Below are 12,190 nucleotides of genomic sequence, written 5' to 3' on the forward strand. Positions count from 1 at the left end.
TCACTGTATAAAAGGGTTTTGAATATTTCCCTTAAATGATAAAAGTAATCGTTTACTTTCTAATATGCAATAGGATAAGGGAAGTTCTCCCGACCTCTTATGCTCTCATAATTAATTACTTATGATTTTCGTTGGCTGGATTGCCTGAAAACAGGCACCGGTTCCAGGATGATCCTGGACTTGGTATGGCTTTTTACCGCCCCTCCCCCTTCTTCTATCATTTCCAGGAGGAGCTTAAAGGCTTCTTTGCCCATTTGAACGGTTTGCTGGTCAATGCTGCTCAGACTGGGGCTGATATGCTCCCCAAATCCTTCATTGGCGAAGCCCACTACCCCAAAGCTGGCCGGTATGGCGACCTGGCGGTCTTTTAATTCTTTAATGGCCCCCAATGCGGAAAAATCCTCTACCGCAAACGCGGCATCCGGCGGCTGGGGCAATTCCAGGAAATGGCGGATGGCCTGCCGTCCGGCATCTATGGATACATTCCCGTAGTAGATCAGGGACTCATCCACTGGTATATGGTTGGCCGCCAGGGCGGCTTTATAGCCTTCCAGGCGATCGCGGAATATCTTGAGATGCTGCTGCCCCGCAATGTGGGCAATGCGCCGGTAGCCCTGCCGTAACAAATGTTCCGTGGCGTACATGGCGCCCTTATAATCATCTACCACTACAGAGGGGATATTTAGACTATCATTGGCGCGGTCAAAGAACACCAGTGGCAGGCCCCTTTCCTTGATCTCCAGGTAATGCCCGAAATCGGTGGTTTCCTTGGCAATAGAGGCCAGGATACCGTCTACACGGGTGCCCAGGAAAGTAGCGATCCCTTTCTTTTCGAACTCCGTCTGCTCGTTAGACTGGTATATCAGCACATTATACCCGTGCTTATTGGCCATGTTCTCAATGCCATGTATCACAGAGCCGAAGAAATTGATCTCCGCGCTGGGAATGATCACCCCAATGATATTGGTACGGCCCGAGCGCAGCGAATAGGCTATCCGGTCGCGATGATAGTTCAAACGCTCGGCAGTATCCTGCACCAGCTTACGGGTACTTTCACTGGTACCCTTGCGGTTATTCAACGCCCTGGACACAGTTGCCCCTGTAAGATTCAGCTCCCTGGCTATATCAGCTATGGTTACTTTCCGGCTCACCAGTTTATTCATTTGCCGCTAATGTAGGAAAAACAGCGTTTTTTACGTATTATTCGAAATTAATTCCTTCACGTATGTCGACAGCACCACAACGCTTTCTACCCCTGGATGTGTTCCGGGGCATGACCGTATGCTTCATGATCATCGTAAACACACCTGGTACAGGCGTGGCTTTCGGGCCGCTGAACCATGCCCACTGGCACGGCTGTACGCCTACAGACCTGGTGTTTCCTTCTTTCCTTTTTGCCGTAGGCAATGCCATGAGCTTCAGCATGCGTAAGTACGACCAGTTGGGCAGAGGGGCGGTGCTGTCCAAGATCTTCCGCCGTACTTTCCTGATCTTCCTGCTGGGATTCCTGATGTACTGGCTGCCCTTTGTACGGCACTCCCCTTCCGGCGGCTATGAATTCATCCCCCTGGGAGATACCCGTATACTGGGCGTGCTGCAACGTATTGCGCTTTGCTATGGCCTGGCTTCGCTGATGATCTACTTCCTGCCTAAAAAAGGCGTATGGGCTTTATCCGCCATCCTGCTGCTCGGTTACTGGGCAATACTCTGGTGCTTTGGCGATCCGGGCGATCCGTATAGCCTTCACGGTAATGCCGTGCTGAAATTTGACAGGATCATACTGGGCGACAGCCACCTGTACAAAGGAGAAGGTTTTCCCTTTGACCCTGAAGGGCTGTTAAGTACCCTGCCCGCTATTGTAAATGTGGTGGCAGGCTATTACACCGGCCTGTTTGTACAACAGCAGGGCAAAACACAACAGGGCCTTAGCCGCCTGATCATAGCCGGGGTTGTACTGATCATCGCCGCACAGCTGTGGAACCTGGCGCTGCCCATCAACAAAAAAATATGGACCAGCTCTTATGTGCTGTACACCGTAGGTATTGACCTGCTGCTGCTCTCACTGCTGATCTTCATTATTGATTTTAAACACCTGACAGGCTGGACCGGCTTCTTTACCGTGTTCGGTAAGAATCCACTGTTCCTCTACCTCCTGTCGGAAGTGCTGGTAATCTTCCTGTACTTCTTCCAGACAAGCTCCGGTAAGTCTGTATATGTGTGGATCAATGAAACGATCTTCCAGCCCATAGCGCCCGGTAAGGTAGGCTCATTGCTGTTTGCCGTGGTATATATGCTGTTGTGCTGGAGTGTGGGCAAAGTGCTGGATAAAAAACGTATATACGTACGCGTATAAAAGAAAGAATGAATAATTAATAATGAATAATTAAGAATTAAGAAACCAAGTACCGGGATAAGGCGTTAGTATTGTGGCCATTATTAATTCTTAATTATTCATTATTAATTAAATTGCGGAAACCATGGAGCTTTCATTAAAAGGGAAGACTGCCCTTATTTGCGGTAGTTCCCAGGGAATAGGTTTGGCGATCGCCAAAGAACTGGCTGATGCCGGTGCGGAATGCATCCTGATGGCCAAAACAGAGGCGCGCCTCCAGAAGGCAAAGGAGGCGCTGACTTCGGGCCCCCAGCAACAGCATCACTATGTAGTGGCGGACTTCCGCGACCCCTCCTGGGTAGAGCAGGTGATCAATTCTCTTACAGAAACCCGCACCATCCACATATTAGTGAACAATACCGGCGGGCCGGCGCCCGGCCCCATCCTGGATGCAAAAGCACATTCTTTTTCAGAAGCTTTTAACCAGCACCTGGTATGTAATCACATCCTGTCGCAGGCCGTTATCCCGGGCATGACAGCAGCCGGCTACGGACGCATCATCAACATTATTTCCACCTCGGTAAAAGCCCCTATCAGGAACCTGGGTGTTTCGAATACCACCCGCTGGGCCGTAGCAGCCTGGGCAAAAACACTGGCCAGCGAGCTGGCCCCTTATGGCATCACCGTGAACAACATCTTACCCGGCTCAGTTTCCACCTCCCGCCTGCATTCCATTATTGCCACCAATGCAGAAGCCCGCAATATGACGGAAGCAGCAGTAGAACAGGAAATGCTGGCCGAAATACCTATGAAACGTTTCGGACAGCCGCAGGAAGTGGCCGCACTTGCAGCTTTCCTGGCCTCGCCTGCCGCCAGCTATATCACCGGCACCAATATTACAGTAGATGGAGGTAAAACACCCGTAGGCTGATCTTACATTAAGGCATCAATATTGCATTCAACCATAAAACACTATCTATGAGACTCCCGAATATCAAATGGGGCCTGACCCTGTGCAGCCTGTTATTACTCGCCGCCTGCGGACAACGAACATCGCCCGGCGAAACATCCGGCCAGGCAGACAGCGATTCCGTTGCCGGCCCCAAGGCCATTACCGCAGCGCCAGATCTGGGCCCTCCGCCAACCGTACCGGATACCCAGTTCGTGATCGTAGATTCCATGGTGAACATAAAGGTGAATAACGAAGCGGTACCCCGCCGTCCCGCCGCTTTAGACAGCACACTGGCCGCCTCCTGGATACAGTTTTATAACAGCGGGAAAAAGCTGCCCTCCTTTCTCCGCTTCAAATACCAGGGTACTGTCATGATGGGCGCACGTGGTAACATCATGGACCAGGTAGCACATGTGCAGGACTCCCTGAGAAATCACATCGCGCAGGATAAATACCAGCAAAATTTCAAGCAGCTGGATGCAGGCAAACAAAAGGAACTGGCGAAGGATTTTCCCATACTATTCCAGAAACAGCTTTAACACAACTGTCATATAAACAAAAGCTGCAAGCCGCAAGCTACAAGCTACAAGTATTAGCCGGAGTAATAAGCAGAACGCTTAAATTACCCTTTAGTACTTGCAGCTTGTAGCTTGCGGCTTGCAGCTCTATAGCTTTATCACTTTACATCAAACCACAGCCTGGTGGTGAGCAGATCGGCTCCCTGGCTGGCTACTGCTGCGCGATAATTCACCCTGTTCACGGCTTGCTCCGTGGAAGGATAAGTGAAACGCAGCGGTATCAAACCATTCAGCGCGCCTGTATAGGCGGGTGTCAACCGGGGATAATCCAGGCGGCGCCATTCTGCAAAAGCTTCGAGGCTATTGCCAAAGAGGGCCAGCCATTTCTGATCACCGATAGACTGTTTGTAATTAGCCGTGTTATAGGCTACACTTGCCTGCGCCAGGTAAGTGGCTACATCCGCATCGCCTACGCCATATTGCTTTAAGGAAGCGCTTATCGCCTGCCTGTAATAATCAGCGGCAACACCACCGAGTAATCCTCTTTGTGCAGCTTCCGCCTTTATAAACAGCAGCTCAGCATAGGTGAACAATACCGCAGGCGCGGTAGTAGCGGTAAAAACAGCACCTGCATCGGAGGTTTTATCAAAACCCAGCCTGGCGGCAGAATCAACGGATAATCCGTTGGTCACGCCAATGATCTGGTGTACACTGGTATCTTTAGGATTAGCGGCATAGATGGTAAGCCGCGGATCATTCAGCGCCTTCAGCTTATCCACGATCGCTTTGCTGATACGGTAGTCGTTACGGGTTTCGCGGTTACGGCCTACCGGGTTCTGGTTGGGAGAAGCCAGGTAGTTCAGCTGCACATTCTCTGCGTTGGACGCTATCAGCAGCGCATCATTGGCGCCTATCTCATCGAATACCGCTTTGGCCTCAGCCGGCAGCCTGTCTGCAATACGCAGGGCAATACGCAGGCGCAGTGAGTTGGCAAACTTTTTCCACCGCAGCATGTTGCCGTTAAACAGCAGGTCGCCCTGGATAGGGTTGCCTGCTACATCGATCTGTGCTGCCGCCGCTTTCAGCTCAGCCAGTATACCGGTGTAGATATCTTTCTGCTCATCATACTTCGGCGTAAGGTATTGCTGAATATTGGCGGCCTGTGAATAAGGAGCATTGCCGAAAAGGTCTGTCACCACCTGGAACAGCCAGGAGCGCATGATCACAGCAGTTGCTTTATAGTTAGGATTTCCCAGGGTATCGCCCAGCTGGCCCAGGGTGGTAAAATCCTGTATGCCTTGTGCATAGAAATTGCTCCATACCGTCTGGATATTGGCAGCAGAAGGAATATACCTGTCAGGGTCCGTGTACTGGATCTTGGCCCAGTACTGGATGTACAACAGGGTGCCTTCCATGGTAGCTTCCGGTCCCCAGTAAGTATCCACGCTGGATTTAATGCCATTGCTGAGCAGGTAGTCCGGCTGGGGGTCCGTCACCTCATTCGGGTTGGTGTTGATCTCCTCCAGCTGTTTCTTGCAGGACGCCAGTAAAACAAGTACCGGCAATGCCCACAATAATGTATATACGATCTTAAATTTTTTCATGTTTTTTCAGTTTCGCGTTCACAATTAAAATGATGCCCTGAGGTTGATACCAAAGCTGCGGGCAGTAGGTATCTGGAGGGTTTCCAGGCCCTGGCCGTTACCCGTATTGAAAGCCGTTTCCGGGTCAATATTGGGCACCTTTTTATCAATGTACCAGAGGTTCCGGCCCGTAAGGGTCAGGTTCAGGTTCTGGAAGCCCCAGTGGCGGATCAGCTCATTGGGGAAGGTATATCCTATCCTTACTTCCCGCAGCTTGATGAAAGATGCATCATATACACTGCTTTCATTGAGGCTGCTGTTGTACACCGCTTTATAGTAGTTCTGGGCAGCGAGTATGCGGGTGTTCTTTTTGCCATCTGCGGTTACGCCGTCAAAGATGATCCCGTCGTGATAAACAGTCTCTCCACCTGGTGTGCCGGCGTTATGCGCGGCCAGCTGTACCGGGGTTGCTTTCTTATCATTACCCGGATAGTAGTAAGCCAGGCCTCCGTGCTCTTCATCGCGGCCGGGCAGACTGGCTGCCAGTACACCGGTATAGATCCCGGTATAGTTGGTGCCAGACCACAGCTGGCCACCCTGCTTGGTATCTATCAGGAAGCTTACGCTGAAACCTTTAAAGGAAAGAGTATTGTTAATGCTGCCGATCCATTTAGGCGTATAATACCCCAGGATCTTTTTGTTAGGATCAATCGCCGGTGTACCATCAGCATTTACCACGATCTGTCCTTCCTCATTGCGCAGATAGGCTTTGCCGTACAGGGCGCCGTAACGTTGCCCCTTACTTGCCAATACCTGCATGTTTCCGCTGCTACCCAGCACATAATCATTCAGGAAACCGTCTTTATCCAGCTCCACTACTTTACTGATGTTCCTGGAGTAGTTGATGTTCACATCCCAACGGAAACCGGAGGCGGTGCTTACAGGGCTTCCACCCAGGGTAACTTCCACACCGTGGTTATTGATCTTCCCTGCGTTCAGCAGTTTTTTCGTATAGCCGGTAGTGGGGCTCACATCTGCCAGTAATATCTGGTTCTTACTGCTGGAGCTATAGTAAGTAACATCCAGGCGGGCGCGGTCTTTGAACAGGCCTACTTCAGTACCTACTTCTGTAGCAGTGGTGATCTCCGGCTTCAGGTCTTTGTTCAAAAATTTATCAGACACTGTTAACAGCGGCTTATCGCCAAAGGGCTGGTTAAAGGGATAAGTGTTGATGATCTGGTAAGGATCTGCATCTTTACCCACTTGCGCCCATCCGCCGCGGATCTTCAGCAGGCTAAGTACATCGCTCTCCAGGTGCAGGGCTTCGCTCAGTACCAGACTGGCGTTCACGGATGGATAGAAATAAGAATTATTATTTACCGGCAGTGTGGACGACCAGTCGTTACGCGCTGTAAAATTCAGGAAGGCATAATCGCGGAAACCCAGCTGCGCAGATGAGAACAGGCTGTATACCCTCAGCTTGGAAAAATAGCTGGTAGAGATCACCGGGTCGCGTGAGTTGTTAAGGGTATATACCCCCTTTACGGCCAGCTTAGGCGCCTGCTGATAGTTGTTCTCATACTGGTTGTTGCGCACGTTGCCGCCTACCAGTACATCCAGGTTAAAGTCCTGGTTCAATTTTTTATTGGCATTCAGGGTAAATTCCGCATTGGTTTCCGTTACTCCGTAGTTATCTTCGGTATAAGAGCCAAAGGGCGTACCATTGGTGCCGTAAGCCACTTTATACTTACGACGGTCATTGTAATAGTCCGTACCTACACGCAGGTTGGCTGTCAGCCAGTCCAGCACCTGGTAAGACAGGCGGGCATTGCCGAAGAAGCGGTTACGCTGCTGCCCCACGGTGTTCTCATACTGGATCCAGTACGGGTTGCTGTAATAGCTGTGGTTCCAGTTATAATCATTGCCCTGGGCGTCTTTATAATTGCGCAGCAGGCGGGTATCTACCTGGCGGCCAAACCAGATGAACTGCAGGGTAACACTGTTGCCCCTTTTGCCATCTACGCCCGGCAGGTTGTCGGCGCCGCCTCTCACATAAGTACCGTATGTGCTCAATGTAAGTTTGGGCGTGATACGGTAGGTGCTGTTAATGGTGAAAGTATTGCGGGTGATACCGGTATTCGGCAGCAGGCCGGTCTGCTTGGTATTGTTGTAAGAGAAACGGTAGTCCAGCTTTTCATTGCTGCCGGAAAGCGACAGTCCATTGTTAAATGTGGACCCGGTCTCATAAAAGTCGCGTACGTTATCCGGGTGAGCTACCCAGGGCGCCGGCTGGCCATTAGAAAAGAACTGGCGGATCGGTCGGCCGTCCAGTTTCGGGCCCCAGCTTTCATCCACCCCGTCGTTCAGGCCACCGCCTTTACCGTCTACGTAGTCAAACTGTCCACCGGAACCTTGTCCGTATACATCCTGGTACTCCGGTAATACCAGCAGCTTTTGCATACTGGCGCTGGAGTTAACCGTGATACCTAATCCCTTGGTGCCCCGGCCAGTTTTCGTTTTCAGTACCAGTACCCCGTTGGCAGCGCGGGAACCATAAAGGGCCGCCGCGTTGGGACCTTTCAGCACGCTCACAGATTCAATATCATCCGGGTTCAGGTCGGAAATGGCATTGGGAAAGTCGCGGGCATTGGCTACGCCTACACCCAGCTGGCTGTTATCTACCGGTATACCGTCCAGTACGAAGAGCGGTTGGTTATTGCCCGCAATGGAGGTCTCGCCCCTGATCACGATACGGGAAGATCCCATATCGCCCTGGCTGTTGGTGATGTTCACCCCGGCAATTTTACCAGACAATGCGTTCACCAGGTTGGTCTCCCTGGCTTCTGTGATATCCCTGGATTTTAATTCCTGTACGGAATATCCAAGGGACCTTTTCTCGCGGGAAATGCCCAAAGCCGTCACCACTACTTCCTTCAGGCTGCTTTCCGTGCTTTCCAGCGAGATATTTATAGCGTGGGTGGCGCCTACAGCTATGTCCACCCCTTTGTACCCTATGTAGGAAAAATGCAGTGTATCCCCCTCGGATGCACTGATGGCATATTTGCCGTCTGCATCGGTCTGCGTCCCCCTGTTAGTGCCTTTCACCGTAACAACGGCGCCTGGCACGCGCTGGGCATCGGCTTTAAAAGTGACCACCCCCGTGATCTTCGCATCCTGTGCATAGCCTGCCTGCAGCCAAAGCAGCAGTGCCAGCAGGAATACGGTTGTTTGTAAAAATCTCATGATTGTAGCTGGTTTTAGTTTATTTTGACAAAAGAAGGTCTGTTGCGTACCAAAGACCGCAATAAGAGGCGCGCCGCCAATAGATTGATAGCTTAATTAAAAAGTAAGAATGCTGTTAACATATGCCCTGCCGGGGCATACACATTTCAGTTTGATGTGAAAGGAAATGAATATGAGTCTGGCGTTTCCTACAGTAGCACGAAGCATAAAGCAGCGTGCGCATATAGTCTGTATCTGTCTTCATTTTACAGCATGGATTAAGGTTCCGCGGGCAAAAGTATAAAATTTAACAATATTCTACAAATTATATGGACTAAATGGAATAGGCAATCTCATCAAGATAAATTCAGGAAGGGCCTGGTTATTATTCCTCGTAGCTATTCATCCGCACTGTAAACCTATTCCAAATCGATGCTCCTTTTCGATTACTCCGACTGATCTCCACTTACCATCCGTATGAGATCCGGATTAAACCGGAGGTGTACCTTACGCCCAATCGGGCTGAAACGCCCGCCAGTTCTATCTAAACCGGGAGATATTCCCTATATATTCCCTTTCTAATCCCTTATTACTCCCATTTTTATCCGTTTCTTATTAGGAAGGGAATATCTTGGGAAGTAATTGGTAGTGCATAAAGGTCTGTTTGAAATGACCAAAAAAGGCCGACACAACCTGGATACAGTACACAAAGGGGTATAAGCGGATCGCCCCCGGGAATGACTAAGTCAGTACCCGGGGGCGATATTCCTGGAAGTAATAAAATAAGCGGATTACAGGCTCTGCTCCATCACGCTGTACAGGATCTTCCTGGCGCCTTCATTCAATTCCGTGCCGGTAGTAGAATCGGCCGGGATAAAGTGCCGCTTGAAGGCGGCAATAGCGGCGCTGCTGTCTTTTACGCTATACCCGATGATGCGCAGGGCCTGGAGATTGTTGAAATTTTCAGGCAAGATCACCTGGGAGGTATCCCCGTACCAGAGGCCAAAGCCTTTCTCAGCCAGCTGCTGCCAGGGAAACCAGGCGCTGGGATCTACCTTGCGCCCGGGGGCAATATCCCCGTGGCCAATAAAGTTAGGGGTGGGAATGTTATAACGGTGCTTCAGGGTATCCAGGAGGATCAGCAGGCTGCGTACCTGCAGGGAGTCGAACGGCTCTGTGCCGTTATTATCCAGCTCTATGCCAATGGACGAAGAATTAATGTCCGTAAGATTGCCCCAGCTGGCTACTCCGCCGTGCCAGGCGCGCAGGTAGTCGTTCAGCATCTGGTGCACAACCCCGCCCCGGCAGATCACGTAATGCGCGCTTACCTGGGTACGGGTAATGGTGAAGGTTTGCAGGGTCTGATCACAACTGTTCTGCGCCGTGTGATGGATGATCACCAGGTTAGGCTTGCGCATATTGAAATTGGTAGTGCCGGCCCACCAGGTCACATCCTGCACAGAATCTATATGCACCGGGCCTGGCTGCAAACGCAAAGTGCTGGCATAGCCTTTGGCCTGTTGCTTATAGACTTTATTGGTGCTTTTATATGGCGAATAGGAGCAGCAATATAACATTACTATCATCGCTACACAGAGTAGCGGCTTAAGAACGCTGTTCATTTTCAAATGATTAGGTCGATAAATGGAAGCCAACTTTATGCCAAAAAGTTCGGTTTACTGGTAGTGGCGGCCTACGGTATCCTTCTGGTGTTTCCAGAGCTCCTGGAATACCGGGCTATTATTACGCAGATGCTCAAAGGTGCCTTCATCTATAATGTATCCCTGCCGCAGAATATATACGTAGTCAAATTGTCCCAGGAGATGCAGGCGGTGCATGGATGAGATCAGGGCCTTGTCTGAAAAGGCCTTGAACAGCTTATCATAGATCATCGCTTCTGTTTTGGGATCTACGCTGCTGGTAGGCTCGTCCAGCAGCACTACCTCGCTTTCCCGGGCGGCCAGGATGCCGCGTGCCAGCGCCAGGCGCTGTTTTTGTCCGCCGGAGAGGTTCACGCCCTTTTCCCGGATGTCTGATTCCAGGCCCTGTGGCAGTTGTTTGATCACCTCCGTGAAATGCGCGCTTTCGCATACGCTCATAATGTCTTCCTCGCTAAAGGGCAGTCCCAGGGTAACGTTATAGGCAATGGTATTTTCGAAGATCTCCGGTTCCTGGGGGAAAAGGGTGACCGTTTCGTTGATGGTGGACAGCTCGTATTTCCTGCCATCTACGGTCAGTTCCATGCCCGGCTCGGGATTATATAAGCCCCGGAGCAGGGAGAGCAAGGTACTTTTACCGCTGCCGCTTTCGCCAATCAGGGCAATCCTTTTGCCGCGGCCTATTTCTATGTTCAGGCGGTGCAGGCTCTGAGGGGCGTGTTCCGCATCATAGGCCTGCCGGTGAGAAAAGTTCAGCCCTTTGATGCTGATAGACTGCCAGTCTGCCGGCAGATCAGTAGGCGCGTCCGGGCGGTGCTGCTGCTCAAAGGCTTGCTGGATGCCGGCGGCCGTTTGTACGGAAGTGTTATGCTGGATGATATCTGTATACTGCCAGGCAAAATTGTAAAATACGCTGGTGAACTGGTTCACATATCCCACCAGGGTCACCAGGCCGGCTACCTGGAATACCTGTCCCGGGGTCCAGTTCTGCAGCACATAGCCCACCGCCAGCACGCAATAGATGAGGGTCACCAGCATATCCGCCACAAACCATTTCCATTCATTGATCCTTACATTTTTGCGGAAGGGCGGCAGGATCTGCATGACCTTGCCCATTAAGCCGGTTTCCATGCTCTTTTCCAGCCGCAGGGTAATGACCGTCATGATATTGGAAAGGCTGTCGAACAAGGTGGAAGATACCACATGTTCCTTTTCATTTACCTCGTCCAGGGTTTTGATGAAGGGTTTGTCGAATTTGAAGATCACCCAGATGGTGAGTGCGCCCAACAGCACGCCGATCATGCCAAAGAGCGGTGAAAAATAGACCATCGCTATGATGGAGAAGATCAGCTTATTGATAGACTGCAGGTACATGAAGCCCTGGTCAAAGAAAAGCTTCAACGCCTCGTATGCCTTACGGATACGGTTAATGGTAGCTCCGCTGTGATGGTCCTGCTGCCATTTTACGGGCAGGTGCAATGCCTGGTGATAGCGCTCCTGCAGGAAGTTGCGGCTCAGGTTAAACGCCAGTTCCCGTTCCATTACACGGGCAGGCCCGTGGAGGGACCATTCCAGCACTTTCAGGCCGAAGTAACAGCCCGCGTATATGAGGGCGTAACGTAATACGGCGCCTGTGTTCTGCTGCACTTTACCTACGAACCACCCGAACAGCACGGGATAGATAGCGGCAAGAATAGCGGAGCAGAAGAACATGGAGTATACCAGTACATATTTCTTCCGTTCATGGCGCGCGTAGTGCCAGGCGGTACGCAACAGCGAGATATAAGGGTTTGCCATCTTCACCTTTTTTAAAAGTTTGAGGTTTGAGGTTTGAAGTTTGAGGTTTAGACAAGTATACCTTCCCGGTCATTTGTTCTAAACCTCCAACCTCTTACGAACCTCAAACCTCAAACGTCAAACATAAA

Annotated in this window: 8 protein-coding genes; 3 read left to right on the plus strand and 5 right to left on the minus strand. The window is 50.9% G+C overall.

What is annotated here, in order from left to right; genetic code table 11:
- Positions 1–119: 119 nt before the first annotated feature.
- The gene (locus ACR9Y8_RS12905; protein WP_481213660.1) at positions 120–1,163 is read right to left on the minus strand and encodes a LacI family DNA-binding transcriptional regulator; all 1,044 of its coding nucleotides are present in this window, start codon (positions 1,161–1,163) and stop codon (positions 120–122) included.
- A gap of 62 nt (positions 1,164–1,225) precedes the next feature.
- Here ACR9Y8_RS12905 and ACR9Y8_RS12910 point away from each other — a divergent pair, with 62 nt between their 5' ends.
- From ACR9Y8_RS12910 to ACR9Y8_RS12920, 3 genes are all read left to right on the plus strand, one after another.
- Positions 1,226–2,353: an acyltransferase family protein gene (locus ACR9Y8_RS12910; RefSeq protein WP_481213661.1), complete on the plus strand. Its 1,128-nt coding sequence runs from the start codon at positions 1,226–1,228 to the stop codon at positions 2,351–2,353.
- Between the two features lie 124 nt (positions 2,354–2,477).
- The gene (locus ACR9Y8_RS12915; protein WP_481213662.1) at positions 2,478–3,263 is read left to right on the plus strand and encodes an SDR family oxidoreductase; all 786 of its coding nucleotides are present in this window, start codon (positions 2,478–2,480) and stop codon (positions 3,261–3,263) included.
- A gap of 47 nt (positions 3,264–3,310) precedes the next feature.
- Complete coding sequence (locus ACR9Y8_RS12920; protein ID WP_481213663.1) at positions 3,311–3,823, plus strand: hypothetical protein; 513 nt, start codon at positions 3,311–3,313, stop codon at positions 3,821–3,823.
- A 137-nt stretch (positions 3,824–3,960) separates the two neighbouring features.
- Here the strand turns inward: ACR9Y8_RS12920 and ACR9Y8_RS12925 are convergent, their stop codons facing one another.
- The 4 genes from ACR9Y8_RS12925 to ACR9Y8_RS12940 form a co-directional block, all read right to left on the minus strand.
- Entirely contained in the window at positions 3,961–5,406 is a 1,446-nt protein-coding gene (locus tag ACR9Y8_RS12925) for a SusD/RagB family nutrient-binding outer membrane lipoprotein (protein WP_481213664.1), read from the minus strand.
- 24 nt (positions 5,407–5,430) lie between these two features.
- A complete protein-coding gene (locus ACR9Y8_RS12930) occupies positions 5,431–8,628 on the minus strand; it encodes a SusC/RagA family TonB-linked outer membrane protein (RefSeq protein ID WP_481213665.1) in 3,198 nt (1,065 codons plus the stop codon).
- Positions 8,629–9,398: 770 nt separating this feature from the next.
- Positions 9,399–10,229, minus strand: coding sequence for an N-acetylmuramoyl-L-alanine amidase (locus ACR9Y8_RS12935; protein WP_481213666.1), 831 nt, complete (start codon positions 10,227–10,229; stop codon positions 9,399–9,401).
- A gap of 54 nt (positions 10,230–10,283) precedes the next feature.
- Positions 10,284–12,062: an ABC transporter ATP-binding protein gene (locus ACR9Y8_RS12940; protein ID WP_481213667.1), complete on the minus strand. Its 1,779-nt coding sequence runs from the start codon at positions 12,060–12,062 to the stop codon at positions 10,284–10,286.
- Between the last annotated feature and the right edge of the window lie 128 nt (positions 12,063–12,190).

The organism is Chitinophaga sp. SVR4-12A (assembly GCF_056754765.1).